Below are 26,516 nucleotides of genomic sequence, written 5' to 3'. Positions count from 1 at the left end.
TTACACCGCCTGATGATGTGTGTCGTCCACGCCGGTTGCCAGCGTCATGATGTTTTCCTGAGAGATATCGCGCCCGTGGAGTTCACCCGCAATGCTGCCTTCGCGCATCACGTACACCCGGTCACTCATGCCCACCACTTCCGGCAGTTCGCTGGAGATCATCAAAATTGCTACGCCCTTACGCGCCATCTGGTTCATGATGCGGTAGATCTCGCTTTTCGCGCCAACGTCCACGCCGCGGGTGGGTTCGTCCAGAATCAGTATGCGCGGGCCTATCGCCACCCAGCGCGAGATCAGCAGTTTTTGCTGATTACCGCCGGACAGTCCGCCCGCGCGTACCTGTGAATGGGGCACACGAATGTTGAGCAGGGCGATAGCGTCATCGGAAATGGACTGGGCTTTTTTGCGGTTCAGCATGCCGAAGGTGGCATCGCGTTCCAGCGTCGCCATGGTGATGTTCTCCTGCGCCGCCAGCTCCAGAAACAGCCCCTGCTCCTTACGGTTCTCGGTGAGAAAACCGATCCCGTTTTCAATGGCCGCGCGCGGGGAGTGGATCACCACCGGCTCGCCGTCCACCTCAATCATGCCGCCCGTGGCTTTGCGCACGCCGAAAATCAGCTGCGCCAGCTCGGAGCGTCCGGCACCGACCAGCCCGGCCAGCCCGACGATTTCGCCGGAACGGACCTGTAAACTGCACGGCCGCACTTTTTTACCGTCGGTAAGGTGGTGGACGTTCAGGCGCGGGCTGCCGAGAGGGATATCGCGCTCTTTGTTGAACAGATCGCTTAAGGGGCGGCCCACCATCATTTTCACCAGCTCGGAGGCGTTGAGCTTGTCGCGCGTCAGGCTGCCGACGTACTGCCCGTCACGCAGAACGCTGACGCGGTCAGAGAGTTCATACACTTCCGCCATACGGTGGCTGATATAGATAATCGCCATGCCTTCATCGCGCAGGCGCAGAATCAGTTCAAACAGGCGGTGGGTTTCGCGTGAAGAGAGGGCGGCGGTGGGTTCGTCCATCACCAGAATGCGGCTGTTGCGGTGCAGCGCGCGGGCAATTTCCACCTGCTGCTGTTCGGCGATGGTCAGCTTCATCACCCGATCGGTGGCGCTGAACTGGGCGCCGAGGCGATCGATCACCGCCTGCGCCTGGGCGGCCATCTCTTTACGCTGAACCAGCCCGCCGCGCGACAGTTCGCTGCCGAGGAAAATGTTTTCCGCCACGGTCAGATTGGGGGCGAGCTGCATCTCCTGGTAAATCAAGGTAATGCCTGCGGCCAGGGCATCTTTCGGCCCTTTGATGTGAAACGGCTGTCCGTCGATCAGGATCTCACCGCGGGTGGCAGTGTAGGCACCTGCGAGGATTTTCATCAGCGTGCTTTTGCCCGCGCCATTTTCGCCCATCAGCGCGTGGATCTCACCGGGGAAAACCGTCAAATCCACGCCCTTGAGCGCGTGGAAATTGCCAAAGGTTTTGGCTATGCCGCGCATCTCTAAAACCGGGGTTCTGCTCATGGCGGATCTCCTGTGAATGTCGATATCTGCACTTCATCACAGGTGCGTAAATGCAAAATGTCAGAAGCTGTTCATATTTGTCATAGTTATGAATAGCTAACCGCCGTCACATTTCTCTTTTCCCTCTCCCCGTGGGGGAGGGCCAGGGTGAGGGCATCAGACCGCTAAGGAGCCTAAAGAGATGTCATCACGCCCCCCGTTTTTTACCAGTGCACGTGGCCGCCTGCTGATGTTCAATCTGCTGGTTGTTGCGGTCACGCTGATGGTCAGCGGCGTGGCGGTGCTTGGCTTCCGTCATGCCAGCCAGATCCAGGAGCAGGTGCAGCAGCAAACGCTAGATGACATGACCGGCAGCATGAACCTCGCTCGCGATACGGCTAACGTGGCGACGGCGGCGGTGCGGCTGTCGCAGGTAGTCGGATCGCTGGAGTACAAAGGCGAGGCGGAGCGGTTAAAGCAGATGCAAACGGCATTGCGCCGCTCGCTGGAGCAGCTGGCCGATGCGCCGCTGGCGCAGCAGGAGCCGGCGCTGGTGGCGCGGATTATTCAGAGAAGCAATGAATTACAGCAAGGCGTGACGGGGATGCTGGAGCGCGGGCAGCGACGCCATCTGGAGCGTAACGCGCTGCTCAGTTCGCTCTACCAGAGCCAGAGTTACCTGCGTCATCTGCAGGACATCAACCGCCGTACTGGCAGCGATGTTCCGGATGCGCAGCTGCTGATGGAAATGGACAGGCTGATCGCCGCCGCCATCGAAACCCCTTCACCACGCGCCACGATACAGCAGCTGGATACGGTGACGGCGATGTTGCCCCAGCGCGCGACGCAGCCTGCGGTCAACGTTGTGCTGCCCGACTTTAACGCCGAGCTGCGTAAGCTTGCCCCGCTGTCGACGCAGCTGGCAGAGAGCGATCTGGCAATAAGCTGGTATATGTTCCACATCAAGGCGCTGGTAGCGATACTGAATAGCGATATCAATCAGTACGTTGAACAGGTCGCGCAAGCCTCCCGGCTTCGCACGGCCCAGAGCCATCACGAGCTGCAATCCATTAGCGTTTTTATCAGCATTTTCGCCGTGCTGGCGCTGATCATCACCGGGTGCGCCTGCTGGTATATTTACCGTAACCTGGCCTCCAACCTGACGGCTATCTCCCGGGCCATGTCGCGCCTTGCCCGTGGCGAACAGGATGTCTCGGTGCCCGCATTGCAGCGGCGGGACGAGCTGGGCGAGCTGGCGCGCGCGTTTAACGTTTTTGCCCGCAACACTGCTTCACTTGAGCACACGACGCGTCTGCTGAAAGAGAAAACGACGCAGATGGAGATTGACCGCATCGAGCGTCAGGGACTGGAAGAAGCGTTGCTCCACAGCCAGAAGATGAAGGCTGTCGGACAGCTGACCGGCGGGCTGGCGCATGATTTTAATAATCTTCTGGCGGTGATCATCGGCAGTCTTGAGCTGATCGACCCCGAATCAAAAGACGCGCCGCGTATTACCCGGGCGCTGAAGGCGGCAGAACGCGGCGCCATGCTGACCCAGCGCCTGCTGGCATTTTCCCGCAAGCAATCCCTGACGCCGCATACCGTTGAGATGAAACCGCTGCTGGAGAACCTGCGGGAACTGATGCGCCACTCCTTGCCTGTCACCCTGACTCTGGAGATTGAAGCGCAAACCCCGGCATGGCCCGCATGGATAGACGTCGGCCAGCTGGAAAACGCGATTATCAACCTGGTGATGAACGCCCGCGATGCGATGGAAGGGCAAAGCGGCGTCATTAAAATTCGTACATGGAACCAGCGCGTGACCCGCAGCGACGGCCGCAGGCAGGATATGGTGGCGCTGGAGGTCATTGACCATGGTAGCGGTATGGCGCAGGAGGTGAAATCCCGGGTCTTTGAACCGTTCTTTACCACCAAACAGACCGGAAGTGGCAGCGGATTAGGGTTGTCGATGGTGTACGGTTTTGTGCGTCAGTCCGGGGGACGCGTGGAGATTGAAAGCGCGCCGGGGCAGGGCACCACCGTTCGGCTCCATCTGCCGCGCTCGACGTTTTCCACCGCGTCTGAAAGTGAGGCGCTCCCGGCTACCACCTCCCCGGATAGCGAGCGGCTGGTGCTGGTACTGGAAGATGAGGCGGATGTCCGCCAGACCCTGTGTGAGCAGCTGCATCAGCTAGGCTACCTGACGCTCGAAGCGGAGAATGGCGAGCAGGCCCTGAGCATGCTGGAGGCATCGCCGGATATTGGCATGTTTATCAGCGACCTGATGCTGCCCGGAAGCCTCAGCGGAGCGGAGGTCATTAACCATGTGCGCAGTCATTATCCGCAGCTTCCGGTGCTGCTGATCAGCGGCCAGGATTTGCGGCCGACGCATAACCCTCAGCTGCCGGACGTTCAGCTACTGCGTAAGCCGTTTACCCGCGTACAGCTGGCACAGGCGCTGCGTAAGGTGATGGTAATTTGAGATTCCTCCGCTACTCCGGCACAGTGCCGTTGATTACCTTAACGCCAGTCCACCTGTGAGTCTGGCCTTATGAAACGTTACTTTTCCGCTCTGATATTGGGTCTGCTGTCACTCACCAGCCAGCTGGCCCACGCCGACGTGATTGATGATGCCATTGGCAACATTCAGCAGGCGATCAACGATGCTTATAACCCCGACAGCAGCCGTAATGACGACGACGATCGCTACGATCGCAGCCGTCAAAGCGACAGCCGTCAGTACGACGATCGCCGTCGGCAGCTCGAAGACAGACGCCGCCGTTTAGACGAGCGTCAACGTCAGTTAGATGACGACAGGCGTCGACTGGAAGAGGATGAACGGCGTTTAGAAGACGATTACGATCGCGGCTAAAGCCTGGTGGCGCTTCGCTTACGCAGGCCTACAAAACCCTGGCGTGTAGGCCGGGTAAGGCGCAGCCGCCACCCGGCAAAACTCAGTCGAGTACCAGCACCATGCCGTCATACCCCGCTTCGATACCGTTCGGCAGCGGGGTGTTCATCATCCACACGTCAAACTGATGGCTGATGTGCGTCAGGATCACCTGCGGACAGCCAATCACCTCGTTTAACGCAACCACGGTGTTCAAATCACAATGGTTACGCGGCGGCTCGTCACGCGGTTCATGACTGCAGTCGATGATTATCGCCTGCGGCTGATTGTTGAGCAGAAACTTCACCGTTTTTTCCGGTAATCCCGCCGTGTCTGAAAGCCACGCCACGCGGCTGTGGGCGGATTCCAGCAGATAGCCAAACGTCAGCTTCGAATGGTTGAGGGGTAGCGGAGTCACCCGCAGTCCCTGTAGCTCAAACACCACAAACGGTTCGACCGTATGACTGAAATCCAGGATCCCCGGATGTTTGAACAGGTCGTCACACCCCGCGTCGTCCGGTGGGCCGTAGACCGGAATCGTTGCACCCATGCCCCAGCGCAGGGGAAACAGCCCCTGAACGTGATCCATATGATAGTGAGTGAGTAAAAACTGCTGAAAACTGCCCGCGGGCCAGTCCTCCATCAGGTGTGGAATACCGGCGTCCAGCAACGTGACCGCATCGTTGTATTTGACCACCGCACTGCAGGGACGACGGCGATAATTTTCCTGCAAACGCGCGCGTCTACACGCCGCGCAGTCGCAGCCAAAGACGGGCACCAGCTGGGCACCGCCGGTGCCGGTTAACGTTATGGTCAGACTCATCACTCACCTCTACAGCGGTTTGGTGAAGCGGAAATGGCTCTGCGTATACCCTTCACGAAGGTAGAAACGGTGGGCGTCCACGCGCTTCACGCTGGTGGAAAGTTCTGTCAACTCCGCGCCAGCCTGTCGTGCAACGTCCTCTGCCCAGGCGAGCAACTGGCTACCCACCTTTAACCCGCGCGCTTGCGGCATTACCACCAGCTCCTGGATCTCGCCGATCCAGCGGGCGTGATGGAGGTGAAACTGCATGTGCAGACCGATCATGCCGATGACTTCCCCGTCCAGCTCGGCAAGCTGGTAGCGCATATTGTGATCCTGCAGATTAGCCAGATAGCCGGCATGAAACGCCTGGTGATCGAACTCTGCTTGCTTAAGTTCGCAGATGAGGGCGTACACGCTCTGCGCATCATCAGCAGTGGCGGGGCGAAGCTGGCAGTCAGGCATGCTGTTTCTCCTTCTGACGGATAAGGGATAAAAAGATCTCGACTGACTGTAGCAAACTTCCGTCGTTATTGAGGACATGGCAGCCTGAAGGGGTGTAGCGCGCCGCGCGCGCCAGCCGCTGGTCAATCTCACGCGCGTTTTCGCGCCCCCGGTTTTGCAGCCTGCTGCGCAGAACGTCCGGGGAAACCTGCAGGCAGATCGGCAGCAGGGCCGCTTCATATCGGGCTTTTGCCTGCGGCAGATGGGCGCGTGAGCCGTTGACCAGCACATCAAAACCCGCGTGCAGCCAGAGGTCGATCTCAATGCCGACGCCATAGTAGAAACCGTTAGCGTGCCAGCTCAGTGCCAGCAGGTTTTGCCCGGCGCGGGTGAAAAACTCCTGCTCGCTCAGGGCGATATGGTTTTCACTTCCGGCGTTCGCCGCGCGGGTAATATAGCGGTGCGCCACCAGCAGCTGTGAATGTTCCCGCTGCCGCAGGGCAGACAGCAGGCTGTCCTTACCGGAGCCGGACGGCCCCATCAACCAGATAAGTCTTCCCATCAGAACACCCTTTTTCCCTGACGCCAGACGTGGTCGATATGAATATGCTCGCCTTTGCGGTGGGCCAGCACCAGATCAGCCCGTTTTCCTTCGGCAATCTCACCGCGATCCTGAAGATTGAGTGCGGCGGCCGGGTTTTTGGTCACCAGGCGAATGGCCTGCGGCAGCGTAAAACGGTTCTCCTCATCGTCCGCGACCCGGAATGCCGCATCCAGCAGGCTGGCGGGGTAGTAGTCAGACGAGAGGATATCCAGCAGGCCGAGAGAGGCGAGCTTGCTTGCCGCCACGTTGCCGGAGTGCGAGCCGCCGCGCACGATATTCGGTGCGCCCATCAGTACGTTCATCCCGTGCTGACGCGACGCCTCTGCGGCTTCGAACGTAGTGGGAAATTCGGCGATCACGCTACCAAGCTGGTGGGATACACGCACATGATCGTGCGTGGCATCGTCATGGCTTGCCAGCGCAATATTGCGGTCACGGCACATTGCGGCAATCCTGAGACGGTTCGGCTGCGACCACTGTGCCGCAAGCGCCAGCTGTTCTTCTTCGTAGCGCGCCATCTCGGCATCGTTGAGCGAGTATTTGCCCTGATAGTATTCACGATACTTCTCAATGTTGGCGAACTGACGCTGCCCCGGCGAGTGGTCCATCAGGGAGACCAGCGAGACAGGCTCGCGGCCCACCAGTTTTTCAAACAGCGGCAGGGTGGTGTGGTGCGGCAGCTCGCAGCGCAGGTGCAAACGGTGCTCGGCGCGGTTAAGGCCACGCTTTTGCGTCTCTTCCACGGCGTTAATCATCTTCTCCAGGTTTTCAAGCCTGTCGCCGCCGTCGCGCACGTCGCCAATCGCCACCGCGTCCAGCACGGTGGTAATACCGCTGGCGACCATCAGCGCGTCGTGGCTGCTCATCGCCGAATGGGCGGGCCAGTCCACCTTTGGGCGCGGGGTGAAGAATTTGTCGAGGTTGTCGGTGTGCAGCTCAATGAGCCCCGGCAGCAGCCAGCCACCTTCGCCGTCCATCGCGTCAGGCGCGCGGCTCCGGGTTTCGGCAAACGCGCGGATGACGCCGTCCTGGATTTCAACCGAGCCATCCACGACCTCGTTTTCCAGCACCAGCCTGACGTTATTGATAATCATACGTTTGTCCCCATCGGGTGCAGTCTGTCCGCTACGCGCTCGCGCACGGCTTCATCGTGGAAGATCCCGACGATCGCCGCGCCGCGCGCTTTGGCCTGTTCGATCAGTTCCATCACCGCTGCGCTGTTTTTGCTGTCGAGCGAAGCGGTGGGTTCATCCAGGAGTAAAATCGGGTAGTCGACAATAAAGCCGCGTGCGATGTTGACCCGCTGCTGCTCGCCACCGGAAAAGGTCGATGGGGCAAGGTGCCACAGACGCTCCGGCACGTTGAGGCGCGTCAGCAGGCTGGCGGCTTTGGCGGCACAGGTATCACGCGGTACGCCGAGATCCAGCAGTGGCTGCATCACCACGTCCAGAGCGGAGATCCGCGGGATCACCCGCAGAAACTGGCTGACCCAGCCGATCGTCGAACGGCGCACTTCAAGTACCTTACGCGCGGGTGCCTGTACCAGATCCACCCACTCGTTGTTGTGGCGAATATGAATGTGGCCTTCGTCTGGCTGATAGTTGGCGTACAGGGAGCGCAGCAGGGTGGATTTTCCACTGCCGGAGTGGCCGTGCAGCACGACGCATTCGCCGTTGCCGACTTCTAACGACGCGTTTTGCAGGACGGGCAGCCGCACGCCGTTTTGCTGGTGGAGCACAAAGGTTTTACTGACGTTTTGTACGTGGATCATGTTGGCCTCGAGATTCGTTTTGCCGGGTGGCGGCTTCGCCTTACCCGGCCTACAGGTGCGGTGTTCGTAGGCCGGGTAAGCGCAGCGCCACCCGGCAACAGCAGCCTCAATTCTGCAATACGGACGACACCAGCAGCTGGGTGTACGGATGATGGGGATCGTCGAGCACGCGGTCGGTCAGCCCACTTTCCACCACCTGACCCTGCTTCATCACCAGCAGACGGTCCGCCAGCAGGCGTGCGACGCCCAAATCGTGGGTGACAATCACCACCGCCAGGTTCAACTCCACCACCAGGCCGCGCAGCAGATCGAGCAGGCGCGCCTGAACCGAGACGTCCAGCCCGCCGGTGGGCTCATCCATAAACACCAGCTTCGGATGGGTGACCAGGTTGCGGGCGATCTGTAAACGCTGCTGCATGCCGCCAGAGAAAGTGGTGGGCAGGTCGTCGATACGCGAGGCGGGGATTTCAACCTCCTCCAGCCAGTGCTGCGCGGTGGCGCGGATGTGACCGTAGTGGCGCGCGCCGGTGGCCATCAGTCGTTCGCCGATGTTGCCTCCCGCTGAAACCTGGCGGCGCAGCCCGTCCATTGGGTGCTGATGCACTACGCCCCACTCGGTACGCAGCAGGCGACGGCGCTCGGCCTCGCTCATGCCATACAGCGACGTGCCCTCATATAAAATCTCACCGTTCTGCGGCGTCAGGCGCGCGGAGAGGGACTTGAGAAGCGTGGTTTTGCCGGAGCCGGACTCGCCGACAATCCCCAGCACTTCGCCCGGCCACAGCTCGAACGACACGTCGCTGAAGCCTTTGCCCGGCGCGTATAGGTGAGTCAGGTTATTAACCGAAAGCAGCGGTTTCATTGGCTGTTCGCCTCGCTCTGTTGGCGGCAGAAATCGGTGTCGGAGCAGACGAACATCCGTTTGCCCGTGTCATCCAGCACCACTTCATCCAGATAGCTATGTTGGGATCCGCAGATGGCGCATGGCTCGTCCCACGCCTGCACCGTAAACGGGTGGTCATCAAAATCGAGACTCTCCACACGGGTGTAAGGCGGTACGGCATAGATGCGTTTTTCACGCCCGGCGCCAAAGAGTTGCAGGGCTGGCATCATGTCCATCTTCGGGTTATCGAATTTCGGGATTGGCGACGGGTCCATCACATAGCGCCCGTTGACCTTCACCGGGTAGGCGTAGGTGGTGGCGATATGGCCGAAGCGGGCGATGTCCTCGTAAAGCTTCACCTGCATCACGCCGTACTCTTCCAGCGCGTGCATGGTGCGGGTTTCGGTTTCCCGCGGCTCGATAAAGCGCAGCGGCTCCGGGATCGGCACCTGGAAAATCAGAATCTGATCTTCAGTCAGCGGGGTTTCCGGAATGCGGTGGCGGGTCTGGATCAGCGTCGCGTCTTCGGTTTTTTCAGTGGTCGCTACGCCGGTCACGCGCTTGAAGAAGTTGCGGATCGAAACGGCGTTGGTGGTGTCGTCTGCCCCCTGGTCGATGACCTTAAGCACGTCGGCTTCCCCGATCACGCTGGCGGTCAACTGAATACCGCCGGTGCCCCAGCCGTAGGGCATTGGCATCTCGCGGCCGCCGAACGGTACCTGGTAGCCCGGAATGGCAACCGCTTTGAGGATGGCGCGGCGGATCATGCGTTTGGTTTGCTCATCCAGATAGGCAAAGTTGTAGCCGCTTAAGTTAGCCATTGGCGCGCTCCCGTTGCAGACGTTTCAGCAGTTCCAGTTCGGCCTGGAAATCGACGTAGTGCGGCAGCTTGAGGTGCGAGACGAAACCGGCGGCCTCAACGTTGTCTGCATGGGCCAGCACGAACTCCTCATCCTGCGCCGGGCCGGCGATGTGCTCGCCGTAGTCCGGTGCCTGCAGGGCGCGGTCGACCAGCGCCATCGCCATGGCTTTGCGTTCGCTCAGGCCAAACACTAGGCCGTAGCCGCGGGTAAAGTGCGGGTCTTCATTCTCTGGCGCGACAAAGCCGTTAACCATTTCGCATTCGGTCATCAGCAGTTCGCCGACGTTCACCGCAAAACCCAGCTCTTCCGGCACGATTTCCACGTCGGTATAGCCGCTGCGAATTTCGGCCGCAAACGGGTGGTTACGCCCATAGCCGCGCTGGGTGGAGTAGGCCAGCGCCAGCAGATAGCCTTCGTCGCCGCGCATCAGCTGCTGCAGACGCGAGGAGCGCGAGCACGGGAAAACTGGCGGCGTGCGGGTGATGTCATCTGGCGCGGTACCCGAATCTTCTTCCGCTTTCGCCAGCCCCTGGTTAGCCAGCAGGCTGAAGACGTGCGGAGACGGCTCCTGTTCGGCATCCGTGGTGCTGAGCCGTGGCGCTTCGCCGTTCGCCAGCAGGGTAAAATCCAGCAGGCGATGGGTGTAATCGTAGGTGGGGCCAAGCCGCTGGCCGCCGGGGATGTCTTTATAAACGGCAGAAATACGGCGCTCCAGGCGCATCTGCGCCGTATTCACCGGCTCGCTCGCCGTGAAGCGGGGAACCGTGGTGCGCCAGGCGCGCAGCAGAAAGATGGCTTCGACGTTATCGCCGCTGGCCTGCTTCAGCGCCAGCGCCGCCAGCTCGCGATCGGCGACGCCGCCTTCGGTCATCACCCGGTCAACGGCCAGGTTCAGCTGCTGCTCAATCTGGGCGACGCTCAGTTCGGGCAGTTTTTCATCGCCCCGTCGTCTGTGTTCCTGCAAGGCATGGGCGGCGGCGATCGCCTTTTCGCCCCCTTTAACGGCAACGTACATCAGCACACCTCCACGTGGGTGGTCCGTGGGATGGCGAGCAGACGCTCGCCGCAGGTCAGGATCAGGTCTATGCCCAGCGGGAACGGGTGCGGGCGTTCGGTCAGCTCATGAATGATGCATTCCGGCAGCTGCGGCGCAACCATGCGTTCATCGGCGATGCCTGCACCGGTCAGGCGGAGCATGCGGCCGCCGCTCAGGCTGGAGACCTGCAGAATCAGCGTGGCGCTGGTTTCCGGTGCAACGGCGCTGCCTTCGCTCAGGGCGTTGAGCTGCTCGTGGCTGATGTGTTCGTCGGCCACGGCAAAGACCGCCTGTCGCGGTTGCTCAACCAGCGGGGCACTGGTGTGAAAACGCAGGTTCTGGCTGGCGATGTCATTAGATAAGGCGCCTGACAGCCACACCGGTGTGTCGTTGTCGGCAAGGGTCAGTAACACGCTGGTGGTCGCCAGATTCAGCGGCAGCCAGCCCTGTGAAAGCTGGTGCAGCGAGACAATCACCCCCGGCTCGCTCATGGCTTTCAGCAGGCGACGAAAACTTTGTTGGGCATCCTGGACGGCCAGGGTAAAAGCAGGTTGAAGCGTCATGCGTTGTCTCCGCGAACGAGCGTAAAGAAGTCGACCCGGCTGGTATTCACTTCGGCCTGACGTGCGGCAAGTCGTGCGGCGCGGTCAGCTTCCAGCGGGGCAATAAGGGTTTCCATTAACGTCTGAAAATGCGTTTGTTCCTGCAAAAGGGCGTCTATTACTGCGCAGCGCTCGGCGTGTGCTTTATCGCGTCCCAGCACGTAGCTGTAGCCCAGCGTGCCGCTGTTCAGGCGGATCGCGGCGCGGGTGAGGGGGGCGTCTCCCGCAAAAAAGCGCTGCCCGGTGCCGCCCATCCGGGCCTGGATCTGCACCAGGCCAATTTCCGGTGCGCGGATAGTGTCGTAGTCTGGCGTCAGGCTCAGGGCGTTCATGCGATCGCGCAGGGCAGCAGGCTGGCTGTGGGCCAGCACACGCATCCAGCGCTGTCGGGTGGCGGTATCGACGTGCATTCAGTGCTCCATAGTGAATTCGATCATGTCGGCACGGGTCAGGCTGACGGAGTATTCCGTCGCATTGACCTCGCCGTCACGGTGGTTGAGGGTGCGCACGCAGAGCAGCGGCGCCATATTGGGGATTTCGAGAACTTTGCTCTCTTTAGCCTGCGCGCGGCGGGCGCTGATACGCGTCTGGGTGCGCTTGAGGGCGATGCCCGTGGCGTCCTGCAGAAAGTCGTGCAGGGAACCGCTGGAAAAGTTTTGCAGCACTGGCCAGAGGGCGAGGTCCGCGAAGTAGTGGTCAATCTGGCATACCGCTACGCCGTTGACGCGGCGCAACGTGCGCAGGTGGATGACGTTATCGCCTTCCTGAATGCCCAGCGCGTCCGCCACATGGCTGGAGGCCGGGCGCAGGACCGAGAGCAGCTTTTCGCTGGTGGGATGGCTGCCCTGATCCAGCAGGTTTTGACTAAAGCGCGCCTGGGCATTGAGCGGATAGTCGAACGGGCGCATCAGCACCAGCACGCCCACGCCCTGACGGCGTTGCACCCAGCCGCGCTCGACCAGCTGGTCAATGGCGCGGCGCAGGGTGTGGCGATTCACTTCATAGCGATCCGCAAGCTGCTGCTCGGCGGGCAGGTAGTCTCCGCAGCGGTAGTGCGTGCGCAGTTCCACTTCGAGCTTTGCCGCAATTTCTTGCCAGCGGGTTGGGTAACTGGTCGGATGTCTGGATAAGTGCATAGAAAACAAAGCCTCGCTTCTCAGATGAAGTGCTTACGCAAACGTTGAGAGAGGAAATCCAGCAGGCTGACGGTGACGATGATGAGCACCATCAGGGCGCAGGTTTGCTGGAACTGGAAACCGCGAATCGCTTCCCACAGGGTGACGCCGATTCCGCCTGCACCGACCATGCCGACGACCGTGGCGGAGCGAACGTTGGATTCAAAGCGGTACAGCGAGTAGGAGATCAGCAGCGGCATCACCTGCGGCAGGACGCCGTAGAGGATCTCTTCGATTTTGTTGGCGCCGGTGGCGCGGATGCCTTCCACCGGGCCGGGCTCAATGGCTTCGACCGCTTCCGAGAGCAGCTTGGAGAGCACCCCGGTGGTGTGGATGAACAGCGCCATGACGCCCGCGAACGGACCCAGACCCACGGCCACCACGAACAGCATCGCAAAGACCATTTCGTTAATCGCGCGGCAGGCGTCCATCAGGCGACGCATCGGCTGGTATACCCACCACGGCACGATGTTTTCCGCGCTCATCAGGCCAAACGGAATGGAGAGAATGACTGCAAGAGCGGTGCCCCAGACGGCAATTTGCAGGGTAATGGCCATTTCGCTGAGATAGTCCTGCCACTGGCTGAAGTCCGGCGGGAAGAAGTCGGCGGCAAAGGTTGCCATGTTGCCGGAATCTTTGAAGAGCAGCAGGGGATCCATTTCTGCGCCCTTCCAGGAGATAACCAGCACCGCCAGCAGGATGGCCCAGCTTATGAGCGAGAACCAGCTGCGCTTTGGCGGTGGGAGGGTAATGGTTTGCATGTTGGCTCCTTGGGTTTTAATTCCCTCTCCCTTGAGGGAGAGGGTTAGGGTGAGGGGGAAATGTGCGCGCTGATGCCCTCACCCCGGCCCTCTCCCACGGGGAGAGGGGGAAAAGAAACTACTGCACCGCTTTATTTACGCTGGTCATGGCGCCGAGTGCCGCGGTCAGGCGGTCGAGGTCTTCCAGCTGGGCCTGAATGTCAGAGACTTTGCTGGTCTTCTCTTCTTCCTTGAGCCCTTTGTTGTCCTTCACGGCCTGCATCTGTTTAAACAGCGCCAGCTGGCGAATCGGGACCAGCTGAAGGTCGCTGGAGGCGCGGAACGGTGCCCAGCCCAGTTTCTCAAGAACCGCTTTCTCTTCCGGCGTTTTGCCGTAGTTCATAAAGAAGTCGTACACCTTGTCCTTGGTGCTTTCGGAGAGGTTTTTACGCCAGACGATCGGGTCGCCCGGGATCAGCGGCGATTTCCAGATCACCTTCAGTTCTTTCAGCTTGTCCGGCGCGGAGGTTTTCAGCTTGTCGAGGTTTTCGGTGTTGTTGGTGGCAACATCCACCTGCTTGTTCGCCACGGCCAGGGCGTTGGTTTCATGGCTGGCGTTGACGGTGCGTTTGAAGTCGCTGGCGGAGGCGTTGTTTTTCGCGAAGACGTAGTAGCCAGGGACGAGGAAGCCGGAGGTGGAGTTCGGGTCGCCGTTACCAAAGGTCAGCTCTTTGCGTTTGGCGAGCATGTCGTTGAGGTTGTTGATCGGGCTGTCTTTGTTCACGATCAGCACGCTCCAGTAGCCCGGGGAGCCATCTGCCGCAACGGTCTGGGCAAAGACCTGGCCGTTGGCGCGGTCCACCGCTTCCATTGCGGAGAGGTTGCCGTACCAGGCGATGTCGACTTTATTAAAGCGCATTCCCTGGATAATGCCCGCGTAGTCCGGGGCGAAGAAGGCATTCACTTTGATCCCCAGTTTGGTTTCCATATCTTTCAGGAACGGTTCCCACTGAGGCTTCAGGTTCTGCTGTGATTCCGTCGAAATAATGCCGAAGTTCAGCGCTTTTTCCTGCTCTTGTGCATACGCCGGGCTTAACAGGGTGCTGATGCTGAACATGCTGGTAAAGGCCAGCGCGGCAACGGCTTTGTAGTTCATTTCCATTCCTCGTTATGGGGAGTTATGCAGCCTGCGCGCGCTCTTCGACGCGGTTTACGCTGCGGTAGAGATGATCAAAACGGTCGTTATCAAACTGATGGCTTGCGCCGTCAAAGAACACATGGCCCTGACGCAGGGCGACAATGCGCTCGCAGTAGCGCAGGGCGTAATCCACCTGATGCAGCGTTACCACCACGGTAATGCCGTCGTTCTGGTTAATGTCGCGCAGGGTTTCCATCACGATGCGGGCGGATTCCGGGTCCAGCGAGGCGATAGGTTCATCGGCCAGAATGATTTTTGCTTTCTGCATCAGGGCGCGGGCGATGGCGACGCGCTGCTGTTGTCCACCGGACAGGGTGGAGACACGCTGGTGGGCGAGGTGTGCCATACCGACGCGAGTCAACGCCTGAAGAGCTTCCTGCTTCTGGGAAGGTGAGAACCAGCGCAGGCAGGTGCGCCAGAACGGTGTGCTGCCGAGTGCGCCAATCAGCACGTTCTCCAGTACCGTCAGGCGATTGACCAGGTTGAACTGCTGGAAGATGTAGCCCGTCTGGGCACGGCTCTTGCGGATATCACTTGCCAGACGCCCGGCGCGCTGCACTGTGTTGCCCAGCAATTCGACGTGACTTTCCGGCGTTTTATCGCAGGTGATAAGACCGCTTAAATGGCGCAGAAGGGTGGATTTACCTGAGCCAGAAGGGCCGAGAAGCGCCACCATGTCGCCCTGCTGGACGGTCAGATCAACGGCATGCAGCGCCTTGTTGTGATTGAAGGTCTTGCTCAGTTTCTCGACGCGGATGACAGTTTGCATGTGCGGGGCCTCACGATAAATGTGGCCTCATGCTGGCGCATCAATGTGACATTTGGGTTAAGTCTCGGTTGCGGGAATTTGAAGAGTTGAGGGGAGTTTGATGACAGGCGGAGGCGGACCGCCCACCGCCAGAAAATTAGTGCTGCTGCTTAACGACGTTAATCATCCACGGTACGCCGTATTTATCGGTGACTTTACCGAAACCGTGCGCCCAGAAGGTCTCCTGCCACGCCATGTCGATATTGCCGCCAGCGGCGAGGTTGTCGAACCAGCGCTTGCCTTCTGACACATCCTGCGTGTCGAGCACCAGCGTGAACCCGGCGTACTGCGCGTTGCTGCCCGGCGGCTGCCCGTCGCTCATCATGATGTCGCTGCCCGCAATGCGGACGTTAGAGTGGGCGATAGCGGAATCAGGAAACTGCATGCCGGACGGACAGCCTTCTTCACTGCTGTCGCTTTTGGGCATTTCACCGAAAGTGATTTTATAGAGGAGTTCAGCGCCGACGGCCTGCTGATAAAAGGCGGTTGCCTCTGCACAGTTGCCGGCGAAGGAGATGTAGGGACTTAACGGCATATTCTTTACCTCACGTAAGAAAAGCCCATTAAGTGTAGTTCTTTTTTTGTAGGCCGGATAAGCGTAGCACATCCGGAAAAGCGCCCGGCGGCGCTTCGGTTATCGAGCCTACAGGAGAAAAATCAGTTCTTTTTCACGAACTCAGATTTCAGTTTCATCGGACCGAAGCCGTCAATTTTGCAGTCGATATTATGATCGCCTTCAACCAGACGGATGTTCTTCACTTTGGTACCGATCTTCAGCATGGAAGAGCTGCCTTTGACTTTCAGATCTTTAACTACGGTGACGCTGTCGCCATCCGCCAGCAGGTTACCGTTCGCATCTTTTACGATCAGGGCATCTGCATCCTGTGCCGGTTCGGCATCATTCCATTCATGCGCACATTCCGGGCAGATGAACATGCCATTATCTTCATAGGTGTATTCAGAATTGCATTTCGGGCAGTGTGGGAGAGACATATCGGTATCCTCAAAAAAGTGTTAACACGCTGGAAAATGCCAGCTAAATGACGGCAGTGTGCCGAAAAAGGCGGCAAGTATAGCGCAAATCCACACGTTTGTCGGTGATATTCTGAATTTAAAAAAAAGCAAAAAATGTGTCGGGAGTGACACTTCCTGTCAGTCAGTTAAGCGATGCTAACGTCATTAACACGGTGGAAAGAGAAGTCGCTAAATATATCGAATATTTTATTGTGGCAAATTGCTACGCACCTTCATTTCGGATAAGGTGAAGCAACACATTGTTATTTATCTTTGGTCTTTGCTGCCATGCATTTCGTATGGTTGTGGCATAACCCGTTCTTTTTAGGTGGATAAATAATGATGATATATCCTGAAGTTTCTTAAAAAGGGCTACGCTTTTTATCTTTTGGCTGTCAGGCCTTGAGGAGAGCTTTACACGCCATGCAAGGATAGCCATTTATTTCTGATTATCTTCAATCAGTTATATTCCGGTGAACATGTTTTCCACACGTGATCATATAAGCCTGAACATCATAATTAATACCAGTGGCTTAATAAAAGTAATAAATTTGCGTTAAGGAAAGGCTTTTATCATGCACACACAGACCATTTTTGAATTAAGCCAGGAAGCTGAGCGTTTGTTACAGCTTGCCCTGCAAAATCTTGATACCTTGAAGTCAATGCCGACAGCGATGCTGGAGAACACGACGGCCGCTATTACGGGTGAAAAGAACAACGTTCTGCCTTTGCATTTTAGTGCGCGGGGTGTCGAAGCGCAGCAGGCAATGCTGAATAATGAATTACGCAAAATAACACGTCTGGAAATGGTTCTGGCTATCGTTGGTACCATGAAAGCGGGGAAATCGACCACCATTAATGCCATTGTGGGGACCGAAGTGTTGCCTAATCGCAACCGCCCAATGACGGCGCTTCCTACCCTGATTCGTCATACGCCAGGCCAGAAAGAGCCGGTACTCCATTTCTCACATGTCTCGCCTATTGATGATTTGATCCAGCTGCTGCAGAAACAACTATGCGATTACGATCGTGGGAAGCTGGCCCAGCATCTGGAAATTGATAAAGACATGAATACGCTGCTGGAACGCATTGAAAAAGGTGAAGCCTTTGAAAAGCATCATCTTGGAGCGCAGCCAATATTTCATTGCCTGAAAAGCCTCAATGACCTGGTCAGACTCTCTCAGGCGCTGGGCGTGGCGTTTCCGTTTTCAGAATACGCGGCCATTGAACACATTCCGGTCATTGAAGTGGAGTTCGTGCATCTTGCGGGTCTGGATGCCCACCTCGGGCAACTGACGCTGCTCGATACCCCTGGGCCTAATGAGGCCGGACAGCCGCATCTGCAAAAAATGCTGAGTGAGCAGTTAGCCCGCGCATCGGCGGTGCTGGCGGTAATGGATTATACCCAGCTTAAATCTATATCTGATGAAGAGGTCCGTCAGGCTATTTCGGTGGCGGGGAAATCCGTGCCTCTGTATGCCCTGGTGAATAAATTCGACCAGAAAGATCGCAATAGCGATGATGAAGAGCAGGTCCGGGCGATGATCTCCGGCACCTTAATGAAAGGCAATATTTCGCCTGGCCAGATCTACCCTGTCTCCTCCATGTGGGCGTATCTGGCGAACCGCGCTCGCTACGAGATGAATACCCACGGACAACTGCCGGATCATCAGGAGCAACCCTGGGTGCAGGATTTTGCCGAAGCCGCCCTCGGTCGCCGCTGGCGTACGGCGGACCTGGATGATATTGGCCATATCCGTCACGCCGCCGATTTGCTCTGGGAAGATTCGCTGTTTGAACAACCGATACGCAAACTGATTTACGCCGCCTATGCTAATGCCTCGTTATTTGCGTTGCGCTCGGCGTCCCATAAGCTGCTCAACTACGCACAAAATGCCCGGGAATATCTCGACTTCCGCTATCAGGGGCTGACGGTCGCCTTTGACGCGCTGGAACTGAATATTACGCGTCTTGAAGAGGACATGGCGATGATGCAGACGCGCCAGCGGGTGGTGAGCGATGAGGTGAAACATGAAGTTGAGCAGGCGCTGAATGCCACTGCGGACTTTATGGGGGCCCAAAAAACAGCGCTTCACCAGGCGATTGGTCACGTGTTTAGCGCTCGCAATATCCTTGATTTAGCCGGTAACGATCGGTTGAATCCTCGCGGTGACGAACCGCAAGAACTACAGCAGCTGGTACTGGATGACGAGGGGCAGGCACAGATTGCCCTGAGTAAAATCCGCTCCTCCTGCGAGCTTATCATGCTGGATGCGCAGACAAAGATCTGCCGGGAGCTGGCGTTACGCTTCGATCAGCTGGAGTCTACGCTGGCGCGTTCCCTGAATGACGCCATGCGTCCCATCGAAACGCGTATTAAAGAGCATCTGAGCCATGCCGGCTTTCGGGCGCGGATTAGCTTCCCGGCTTTTCAGGCTAACCAGCTTAACGTCAATACGCAGGCGCTGTTTAACGATGCCATCGCGCAGGACAACCGCCCTGCAGGACAGCCATCGGGCGCGGGCAGCATGCGTGAGACCGTCTCTCGCTGGCTGAATAATCCGGGCTGGGGCTGGGATGAATATGTGGCGACCCGCACGCGCTATGTTATCGACATTGCGCAGCTACATGACAAATTTAAGCAACATATTGATCAGTTTTGTGAACATATACGTAAAGCTTTGTCCGCCCAGGTCGATGTCTCTGTTACGGCAGGAATGGCGACGTTCTTTGCAGAATTTTCGTTATACCTGACCGGGTTACAGGAAAGCTTGCGTGATAGCCTCGCAGTGCGTCAACAAAATGAGCATTCGACCCGAGCGCTCAGCCAGCTGTTGAAGCAAAGTATCACTACTGCGACGTGGATACAGGAAGATACCCGACTGTTACGCGATGATATTCAAACTCTATTCGCGGCAGAGCAACCATGACAACACAGCTACTGGACGGTCCCGGGCGGACGCTGGAGTGTATTCATCCTAAATTTATGGTCGATCTTGTGCAGGGCGTGGACGTTGCACGTCATCCTCATCTGGGGCCGCAGCAGCTGCAGTTTCGTGAGCGCTTGACTCAGGAGATCATGACGCACACCCGGTTACGACCCTGGGCGATGGCCGGAATGCTGAATGAGAATGCTGCCCTGCGCCTCGGTCTGGCTGAAAAACTCGCCGGGATGCTTGACCCTGGCCATCTTGCGCTGACGCTGATGGCGGATAAATTGAATACACTTCGTCAGCAGGCTCACTTAAGGGCTCAGCCCTCTCCGGGCCTGCTTGAACAGTACGCTGAGCTCTCATCGCATTTTACCCAACGTGCCGTTTATAAAGAAAAGGCGCTAACTCAGCGTGGACTGACCGTCCAGGCGGGTGAGCACAGCGAGCAAATTTTCACTCGCTGGCGAGCCGGTCATTATGATGGCTGGTCGCTGGCCGGGCGTTGTTTCATTGTCCTGGAAGAGTTGCGCTGGGGGGCCTTCGGCGATGCTTGCCGTCTGGCGAAGGACGATGTATCGGCCATGCTCAAGGATAATTTACGCAGTATGGCTGCCAATTATCTTGCTCAGGGTATCAATGCGTCTCCTGCAACGCGCCATTTCTATCATCAGTGGCTGACCACACCCGCTTCGGCGGGTTTAATCGATCATAAAGACATGCTGGGCTGGCTGGGTGACTGGTGTCAGGCGGATAAACACCCGGTGAGCTGGTCAGTTACGCAAAACTGGCAGACCGTTGCGCTGGGTATGCCGAGGCTGTGTTCGGCAAAACGTCTGGTGGAGGCGATGGTGGAGGAGATTTTTGGTTGAACCCCTCACCCCTCACTCTGGCCCTCTCCCCAGAGGGGAGAGGGGATGGTTTGGTGCGGTTTGTTAATGTTGAAGCTCTGCTGCCTTCCTTTCTACATCTTTCTCTTGCACGTTTCCGTAGCGTTTCGCGTACAGTGCCGTGATGATCGGCACCAGAATCGCGGTAACAATCACGCTGGCAGCCACCAGTGCCGTTGCAGAAGCGGCTACCGGTTCGAAGGCCGGGTTAATCTGAGCAATAATCACCGGGTTTGCGACCGCAGCACCTGCGGCTGAAGAGGCGGCGACACCCGCCGTGCCGTTTCCGCCGCCAATCACGCGGTCGGCAATAATCAACGGAATACCGGTGATGATGATGACCGCAACCCCCAGCACAATACCCAGCAGGCCCGTATCAAGGATCACGTTCAGGTTGATGGTGTTGCCCAGCGCAAAACCAAAGAACGGGATGAGTACGGGTGTGGCTTTGCTGAAGAAATCGCGCAGATCGTGATCCAGATTCCCGAGGGCGAAACCGATCAGGAAGGGCAGGATCGCGCCAACAAAGTGGTGAGGCTCAAAAGAGGCCAGGCCAGCAGAACCCAGGATCAGCATCGTCATGAGCGGGCCGGACTCCAGAGACATCAGAACAAATGCCCCGGATTCTTCTTTCGTTCCGTACTGGTTCATCAGGCTGGCATACAACCCGCCGTTAGTCATATCCATCGCCGAGACAATTGCCAGGACCGATAAACCCGCGAAGAAACCGGTCTGAATTCCATTCTCCGGAATGAACATCGCGCATATCATGGCGACAACCCAGGCCACCGCTATTTTGGTTATGACCAGCGTGCCGGATTTGCGTAATACGGTGCCTGTTGCACGTAAATTAATGGATGCACCGATACAAAAGAACCAGACTGCCAGGATGGGGACGGTGCCTGTAATCATCCCTTTTGTGAAACCGCCAAAATAAGCCCCGGTTTCAGGCGCTAAGGTATTCAGAATAGCACCGAGTACCAGGGGGACCAGCATCATACCACCAGGAATACGTTCTATTGTGGCTTTAATCTTCATATACAACCCTCACAATGTTACCCCTCATAGCGAGCGGCGGGCGCGAATAAAAAATCAATAAATTCAAGATGATGAAGGGTTTTCTTGATGCTTGTATTGGATAACCCCGCAACAAAATTCAGTAAGCGCTCTGGTTTTCTCTTGTCAGAAAACACTCATCGCTATGTTTCGGGAATTATCATGCGATCACTGGAATAATGATTCAATGAAAATAAAACAGTGTTTTAGTTATCTGCGTCACATATTGATTGTAAACTTTACGCCGCGTTCTGGCTGGATGGGGTTTATGTAAATCTCTTGTAAAAAAGCGGCTTTTTATGTCGTGAAAAAAAGAAAAGGGGACAACATGAAAATGTTTCCCTGGGATGGGTTGAGAAAGTGCTTATTTGCGGAAATTGACAAAGACTGTCTTCACTTTACGCAGCATAAATATATCTGTGAAGTTGATCACAAATATAAACGCTGGTAGGGTAAAAAGGTCATTAACTGCCCTGGCAGGCGTCAACAGGTTCGGTTGTATCGACGATAAACGTCAATGTAAGTAAACCTGCTACGCTTGAATAAGGCGATTCGCATGGAGCGGATCCCAAGGTTCACAGCACCCACACTGGATTGTGAAACAGACAGGGCCGAGTCAACGAGGATAGCTATGCTGAGAAGGAAAAAGATTAAACCCATCACGCTTCGCGACGTCACTATTATTGACGACGCAAAATTGCGTAAGGCCATCACCGCAGCCTCGCTCGGTAATGCGATGGAATGGTTCGATTTTGGTGTCTATGGCTTTGTGGCCTACGCGTTAGGTAAAGTGTTTTTCCCAGGGGCTGACCCCAGCCTGCAGATGATTGCCGCACTGGGGACGTTCTCTGTTCCTTTCCTTATTCGCCCGCTGGGTGGTCTGTTCTTCGGTATGCTTGGTGATAAATACGGTCGCCAGAAGATCCTTGCTATCACCATTGTCATCATGTCGATCAGTACCTTCTGTATCGGCCTGATTCCGTCCTATGCCACGATCGGCATCTGGGCACCGATTCTGCTGCTGCTCTGTAAGATGGCGCAGGGTTTCTCCGTCGGTGGGGAATATACCGGAGCCTCGATCTTCGTCGCGGAGTATTCCCCGGACCGTAAGCGCGGTTTTATGGGGAGCTGGCTGGACTTCGGCTCGATTGCCGGGTTCGTGATGGGGGCGGGTGTCGTGGTGCTGATTTCAACCGTCGTCGGTGAAGAGAACTTCCTCGACTGGGGCTGGCGTATCCCGTTCTTCCTCGCGCTGCCGCTGGGGATCATCGGTCTGTATCTGCGTCATGCGCTGGAAGAGACACCGGCGTTCCAGCAGCACGTTGAGAAACTGGAGCAGGGTGACCGCGAAGGGCTGCAGGATGGTCCGAAGGTGTCGTTCAAAGAGATTGCCACTAAGCACTGGCGCAGCCTGCTGACCTGTATTGGTCTGGTGATTTCGACCAACGTGACCTACTACATGCTGCTGACCTACATGCCGAGTTATCTGTCGCATAACCTGCATTACTCGGAAGATCACGGTGTGCTGATTATTATCGCCATCATGGTGGGTATGCTGTTCGTGCAGCCGATTATGGGTCTGCTGAGTGACCGCTTTGGCCGTCGACCGTTCATTATTCTGGGAAGCGTGGCGCTGTTTGCCCTGGCAATCCCGGCCTTTATTCTGATCAACAGTAACGTGCTGGGGCTGATTTTTGCGGGTCTGCTGATGCTGGCGGTGATCCTGAACTGCTTCATCGGGGTGATGGCCTCAACGTTGCCTGCGATGTTCCCGACGCATATTCGTTACAGTGCGCTGGCGGCAGCCTTTAACATCTCGGTACTGATTGCCGGTCTGACCCCGACGCTTGCCGCCTCGCTGGTGGAAAGCACGCAGAATCTGATGATGCCTGCTTATTACCTGATGGTGATCGCGGTGATTGGCTTGATTACCGGTATTACGATGAAGGAGACGGCGAACCGTCCACTGAAAGGGGCGACGCCTGCGGCATCGGATATTCAGGAAGCGAAAGAGATCCTGCGTGAGCACTACGATAACGTAGAGCAGAAGATTGAAGACATTGACGCAGAGATTGAAGAACTGCAGAAAAAACGCTCCCGACTGGTGGATCAGCATCCACGCATCAACGAGTAATAAAGAAACCCGCCAACGGCGGGTTTTCTTTTATTAGCATCCGGCAGCGATGTAGTCGCCATTGGCGCTGATGGGGATGACCGTCAGGAAGAGAACGGTCGCGAACAGGATCAGAACTATCCCGCCGGCTATTTTGACGGCTGGCACCAGCCATCTTAACGTGCTATTTCCCCCGAAGCAGGCCACCGTGCGTTCACGGGCATAACGTACCGCCAGCGAGAGCCCCATAATCGAGAGTGCCGTTCCCAGGGACATTGTCATGACGGCAGCCATCCCCCAGGTGACAATGCCCAGCGCATTTGAAAACATCAGAATCATGATTGCCCCACTGCACGGGCGTGCGCCAATCGCCAGAATCACCCCCAGGCGAGTTTTCCAGTCTCCCTGCGTCAGGTCGGCACCCACGCCGTGATGGCCGCAGCCACAGTGTTCATTGTGCTGATGGAGGGGACTGATGGCTGAGATCGTCATTCTGCGCGGACGCAGGCTCTTTAATGCCTGATAAATGACGAACGCGCCGAATACACCAATCAGCACTGCGCTTATCTTCTCTACATACCAGCGGCTGGTACTGATATCCCCTGAGGCGAGGTTAAACCCCACCGCCAGAATAAAGACAAACAGAATGGCGCTCACGCCCTGCATCAGGCTGCCAAGGAAAGGAACGATCCGGGCAGCCCGCTCGCTTTCCTTATTAGTGGTCAGATAGGTCGTCACAATGAATTTCCCGTGCCCCGGCCCGATGGCGTGCAGCACGCCATAAAGGAAGGCGCCTGTTAAGAGCCATAGTCCGCCGCTGTACTGGTGGTTATTCAGCTGCAGCAGATACATCACCAGATAACGGTGCAGGGTAATTTGAGTGGCAAGACACCACTGGATAAAGGCGCTCCAGTGCGTATGCAGGGTAAAACTGGCAAACAGAATAGCCAGCAGTATCACCCCTGCGGTAGGGAGACGCCAGTCGCGGGTGAGGCGTTGTGTGTTCATGAGGGAGTGCTCTGCCAGGAAGAATATTTGCCGCTAGTATAGTTGATCTTCCTTTTCAGTTCGCAGGATCGCATCGGGATCCTGATGATGTTGTGGATAAGTCTGTGTGTAAAAGGGTATAAGGCGGGGTTTTGCTGTGGAATGCAGCAGTCAGTCATTTTTCTGTCATTTAGCGGTTGCGGCCTGCGGAGAACTCCCTATAATGCGCCTCCATCGACACGGCAGATGTGAATCACTTCACAGACAACCCGGTCGGTTGAAGAGAAAAAATCCTGAAATAACGGGTTGACTCTGAAAGAGGAAAGCGTAATATACGCCACCTCGCAACGGTGAGCGAAAGCCGCGTTGTACTGCTCTTTAACAATTTATCAGACAATCTGTGTGGGCACTCAAAGTGACATGGATTCTTAACGTCCTCGGACGAAAAATGAATACCAAGTCTCTGAGTGAACATACGTAATTCATTACGAAGTTTAATTCACGAGCATCAAACTTAAATTGAAGAGTTTGATCATGGCTCAGATTGAACGCTGGCGGCAGGCCTAACACATGCAAGTCGAACGGTAGCACAGAGAGCTTGCTCTCGGGTGACGAGTGGCGGACGGGTGAGTAATGTCTGGGAAACTGCCTGATGGAGGGGGATAACTACTGGAAACGGTAGCTAATACCGCATAACGTCGCAAGACCAAAGAGGGGGACCTTCGGGCCTCTTGCCATCAGATGTGCCCAGATGGGATTAGCTAGTAGGTGGGGTAACGGCTCACCTAGGCGACGATCCCTAGCTGGTCTGAGAGGATGACCAGCCACACTGGAACTGAGACACGGTCCAGACTCCTACGGGAGGCAGCAGTGGGGAATATTGCACAATGGGCGCAAGCCTGATGCAGCCATGCCGCGTGTATGAAGAAGGCCTTCGGGTTGTAAAGTACTTTCAGCGGGGAGGAAGGTGTTGTGGTTAATAACCGCAGCAATTGACGTTACCCGCAGAAGAAGCACCGGCTAACTCCGTGCCAGCAGCCGCGGTAATACGGAGGGTGCAAGCGTTAATCGGAATTACTGGGCGTAAAGCGCACGCAGGCGGTCTGTCAAGTCGGATGTGAAATCCCCGGGCTCAACCTGGGAACTGCATTCGAAACTGGCAGGCTAGAGTCTTGTAGAGGGGGGTAGAATTCCAGGTGTAGCGGTGAAATGCGTAGAGATCTGGAGGAATACCGGTGGCGAAGGCGGCCCCCTGGACAAAGACTGACGCTCAGGTGCGAAAGCGTGGGGAGCAAACAGGATTAGATACCCTGGTAGTCCACGCCGTAAACGATGTCGACTTGGAGGTTGTGCCCTTGAGGCGTGGCTTCCGGAGCTAACGCGTTAAGTCGACCGCCTGGGGAGTACGGCCGCAAGGTTAAAACTCAAATGAATTGACGGGGGCCCGCACAAGCGGTGGAGCATGTGGTTTAATTCGATGCAACGCGAAGAACCTTACCTACTCTTGACATCCAGAGAACTTAGCAGAGATGCTTTGGTGCCTTCGGGAACTCTGAGACAGGTGCTGCATGGCTGTCGTCAGCTCGTGTTGTGAAATGTTGGGTTAAGTCCCGCAACGAGCGCAACCCTTATCCTTTGTTGCCAGCGGTCCGGCCGGGAACTCAAAGGAGACTGCCAGTGATAAACTGGAGGAAGGTGGGGATGACGTCAAGTCATCATGGCCCTTACGAGTAGGGCTACACACGTGCTACAATGGCGCATACAAAGAGAAGCGACCTCGCGAGAGCAAGCGGACCTCATAAAGTGCGTCGTAGTCCGGATTGGAGTCTGCAACTCGACTCCATGAAGTCGGAATCGCTAGTAATCGTAGATCAGAATGCTACGGTGAATACGTTCCCGGGCCTTGTACACACCGCCCGTCACACCATGGGAGTGGGTTGCAAAAGAAGTAGGTAGCTTAACCTTCGGGAGGGCGCTTACCACTTTGTGATTCATGACTGGGGTGAAGTCGTAACAAGGTAACCGTAGGGGAACCTGCGGTTGGATCACCTCCTTACCTTAAAGAACCTGCCTTTGCAGTGCTCACACAGATTGTCTGATGAATGATGAACTTCTGAATGTACTTTTGAGTGCATTAAGAAGTTTTGCTCTTTAAAAATCTGGATCAAGCTGAAAATTGAAACGACACACATGTTATGTGTGTTCGAGTCTCTCAA

24 protein-coding genes and 1 rRNA gene are annotated in these 26,516 nt (G+C 56.8%); 6 read left to right on the top strand and 19 right to left on the bottom strand.

The window, feature by feature from the left end; translation table 11 throughout:
• The gene (locus A4308_RS01130; RefSeq protein ID WP_014882172.1) at nt 1-1,515 is read right to left on the bottom strand and encodes a sugar ABC transporter ATP-binding protein; all 1,515 of its coding nucleotides are present in this window, start codon (nt 1,513-1,515) and stop codon (nt 1-3) included.
• Between the two features lie 181 nt (nt 1,516-1,696).
• Between A4308_RS01130 and A4308_RS01125 the strand changes: the two genes are divergently transcribed.
• Together A4308_RS01125 and yjdP are read left to right on the top strand one after the other, a co-directional pair.
• Nucleotides 1,697-3,976: a hybrid sensor histidine kinase/response regulator gene (locus A4308_RS01125; RefSeq protein WP_045282271.1), complete on the top strand. Its 2,280-nt coding sequence runs from the start codon at nt 1,697-1,699 to the stop codon at nt 3,974-3,976.
• A gap of 69 nt (nt 3,977-4,045) precedes the next feature.
• Nucleotides 4,046-4,366, top strand: a complete 321-nt coding sequence (gene yjdP / locus A4308_RS01120; protein WP_014882174.1) for a DDRRRQL repeat protein YjdP — start codon at nt 4,046-4,048, stop codon at nt 4,364-4,366.
• An 82-nt stretch (nt 4,367-4,448) separates the two neighbouring features.
• On the opposite strand, the gene phnP is transcribed toward yjdP, so the two are convergent.
• The 16 genes from phnP to A4308_RS01040 all read right to left on the bottom strand — a co-directional run bounded on the left by phnP (nt 4,449) and on the right by A4308_RS01040 (nt 16,303).
• Nucleotides 4,449-5,207: a phosphonate metabolism protein PhnP gene (phnP, locus tag A4308_RS01115; protein WP_045282273.1), complete on the bottom strand. Its 759-nt coding sequence runs from the start codon at nt 5,205-5,207 to the stop codon at nt 4,449-4,451.
• Between the two features lie 9 nt (nt 5,208-5,216).
• Entirely contained in the window at nt 5,217-5,651 is a 435-nt protein-coding gene (gene phnO, locus A4308_RS01110) for an aminoalkylphosphonate N-acetyltransferase (RefSeq protein WP_032637727.1), read from the bottom strand.
• On the bottom strand, nt 5,644-6,195 hold the full coding sequence (phnN, locus tag A4308_RS01105) for a ribose 1,5-bisphosphokinase (protein WP_032637724.1): 552 nt from the start codon (nt 6,193-6,195) through the stop codon (nt 5,644-5,646). The genes phnO and phnN overlap by 8 nt, the downstream gene beginning before the upstream one ends.
• On the bottom strand, nt 6,192-7,328 hold the full coding sequence (phnM, locus tag A4308_RS01100; RefSeq protein WP_045268834.1) for an alpha-D-ribose 1-methylphosphonate 5-triphosphate diphosphatase: 1,137 nt from the start codon (nt 7,326-7,328) through the stop codon (nt 6,192-6,194). The genes phnN and phnM overlap by 4 nt, the downstream gene beginning before the upstream one ends.
• Complete coding sequence (gene phnL, locus A4308_RS01095; protein WP_014882179.1) at nt 7,325-8,005, bottom strand: phosphonate C-P lyase system protein PhnL; 681 nt, start codon at nt 8,003-8,005, stop codon at nt 7,325-7,327. The genes phnM and phnL overlap by 4 nt, the downstream gene beginning before the upstream one ends.
• Nucleotides 8,006-8,111: 106 nt before the next feature.
• Nucleotides 8,112-8,867 (bottom strand): phosphonate C-P lyase system protein PhnK, encoded by a 756-nt coding sequence (phnK, locus tag A4308_RS01090; RefSeq protein ID WP_014882180.1) that lies wholly within the window; start codon nt 8,865-8,867, stop codon nt 8,112-8,114.
• A complete protein-coding gene (gene phnJ, locus A4308_RS01085; protein WP_014882181.1) occupies nt 8,864-9,709 on the bottom strand; it encodes an alpha-D-ribose 1-methylphosphonate 5-phosphate C-P-lyase PhnJ in 846 nt (281 codons plus the stop codon). The genes phnK and phnJ overlap by 4 nt, the downstream gene beginning before the upstream one ends.
• Nucleotides 9,702-10,766, bottom strand: a complete 1,065-nt coding sequence (locus tag A4308_RS01080; protein ID WP_045282274.1) for a carbon-phosphorus lyase complex subunit PhnI — start codon at nt 10,764-10,766, stop codon at nt 9,702-9,704. Before A4308_RS01080 ends, phnJ begins: the two co-directional genes overlap by 8 nt.
• The gene (gene phnH / locus A4308_RS01075) at nt 10,766-11,350 is read right to left on the bottom strand and encodes a phosphonate C-P lyase system protein PhnH (RefSeq protein ID WP_023331820.1); all 585 of its coding nucleotides are present in this window, start codon (nt 11,348-11,350) and stop codon (nt 10,766-10,768) included. Before phnH ends, A4308_RS01080 begins: the two co-directional genes overlap by 1 nt.
• Nucleotides 11,347-11,799: a phosphonate C-P lyase system protein PhnG gene (gene phnG, locus A4308_RS01070; protein ID WP_014882184.1), complete on the bottom strand. Its 453-nt coding sequence runs from the start codon at nt 11,797-11,799 to the stop codon at nt 11,347-11,349. Before phnG ends, phnH begins: the two co-directional genes overlap by 4 nt.
• Complete coding sequence (gene phnF / locus A4308_RS01065; RefSeq protein WP_045282275.1) at nt 11,800-12,525, bottom strand: phosphonate metabolism transcriptional regulator PhnF; 726 nt, start codon at nt 12,523-12,525, stop codon at nt 11,800-11,802.
• A gap of 20 nt (nt 12,526-12,545) precedes the next feature.
• Nucleotides 12,546-13,325 (bottom strand): phosphonate ABC transporter, permease protein PhnE, encoded by a 780-nt coding sequence (gene phnE, locus A4308_RS01060; RefSeq protein ID WP_023331823.1) that lies wholly within the window; start codon nt 13,323-13,325, stop codon nt 12,546-12,548.
• Between the two features lie 118 nt (nt 13,326-13,443).
• Entirely contained in the window at nt 13,444-14,460 is a 1,017-nt protein-coding gene (gene phnD, locus A4308_RS01055; protein ID WP_045135406.1) for a phosphonate ABC transporter substrate-binding protein, read from the bottom strand.
• A 22-nt stretch (nt 14,461-14,482) separates the two neighbouring features.
• On the bottom strand, nt 14,483-15,271 hold the full coding sequence (gene phnC / locus A4308_RS01050) for a phosphonate ABC transporter ATP-binding protein (protein WP_045282277.1): 789 nt from the start codon (nt 15,269-15,271) through the stop codon (nt 14,483-14,485).
• Between the two features lie 136 nt (nt 15,272-15,407).
• A complete protein-coding gene (yjdN, locus tag A4308_RS01045) occupies nt 15,408-15,845 on the bottom strand; it encodes a VOC family metalloprotein YjdN (RefSeq protein WP_014882189.1) in 438 nt (145 codons plus the stop codon).
• A gap of 122 nt (nt 15,846-15,967) precedes the next feature.
• Complete coding sequence (locus A4308_RS01040; RefSeq protein WP_008500067.1) at nt 15,968-16,303, bottom strand: zinc ribbon domain-containing protein YjdM; 336 nt, start codon at nt 16,301-16,303, stop codon at nt 15,968-15,970.
• Between the two features lie 596 nt (nt 16,304-16,899).
• Between A4308_RS01040 and crfC the strand changes: the two genes are divergently transcribed.
• Nucleotides 16,900-19,254, top strand: coding sequence for a clamp-binding protein CrfC (gene crfC / locus A4308_RS01035; RefSeq protein WP_014882190.1), 2,355 nt, complete (start codon nt 16,900-16,902; stop codon nt 19,252-19,254).
• Complete coding sequence (locus A4308_RS01030; protein WP_032637716.1) at nt 19,251-20,126, top strand: diguanylate cyclase regulator RdcB family protein; 876 nt, start codon at nt 19,251-19,253, stop codon at nt 20,124-20,126. Before crfC ends, A4308_RS01030 begins: the two co-directional genes overlap by 4 nt.
• A gap of 63 nt (nt 20,127-20,189) precedes the next feature.
• Here the strand turns inward: A4308_RS01030 and kdgT are convergent, their stop codons facing one another.
• Nucleotides 20,190-21,182 carry a 2-keto-3-deoxygluconate transporter gene (gene kdgT / locus A4308_RS01025; protein WP_014882192.1) on the bottom strand — a complete coding sequence of 331 codons (993 nt, stop codon included), beginning with the start codon at nt 21,180-21,182 and terminating at the stop codon, nt 20,190-20,192.
• A 649-nt stretch (nt 21,183-21,831) separates the two neighbouring features.
• On the opposite strand from kdgT, the gene proP reads away from it, so the two are divergent.
• Entirely contained in the window at nt 21,832-23,334 is a 1,503-nt protein-coding gene (gene proP / locus A4308_RS01020) for a glycine betaine/L-proline transporter ProP (RefSeq protein WP_014882193.1), read from the top strand.
• A 33-nt stretch (nt 23,335-23,367) separates the two neighbouring features.
• Here the strand turns inward: proP and A4308_RS01015 are convergent, their stop codons facing one another.
• Entirely contained in the window at nt 23,368-24,321 is a 954-nt protein-coding gene (locus tag A4308_RS01015) for a nickel/cobalt transporter (protein ID WP_045282278.1), read from the bottom strand.
• Nucleotides 24,322-24,816: 495 nt separating this feature from the next.
• On the opposite strand from A4308_RS01015, the gene A4308_RS01005 reads away from it, so the two are divergent.
• Nucleotides 24,817-26,356: ribosomal RNA gene (locus tag A4308_RS01005) — 16S ribosomal RNA — on the top strand.
• Nucleotides 26,357-26,516: the final 160 nt, after the last annotated feature.

The sequence above is a fragment of the Enterobacter sp. ODB01 genome (assembly GCF_001623605.1).
Classification (GTDB): Bacteria; Pseudomonadota; Gammaproteobacteria; order Enterobacterales; family Enterobacteriaceae; genus Enterobacter; species Enterobacter kobei.
The sequence above is the reverse complement of the archived record's forward strand: the minus strand, read 5'-3'. Positions and strand labels throughout refer to the sequence as shown.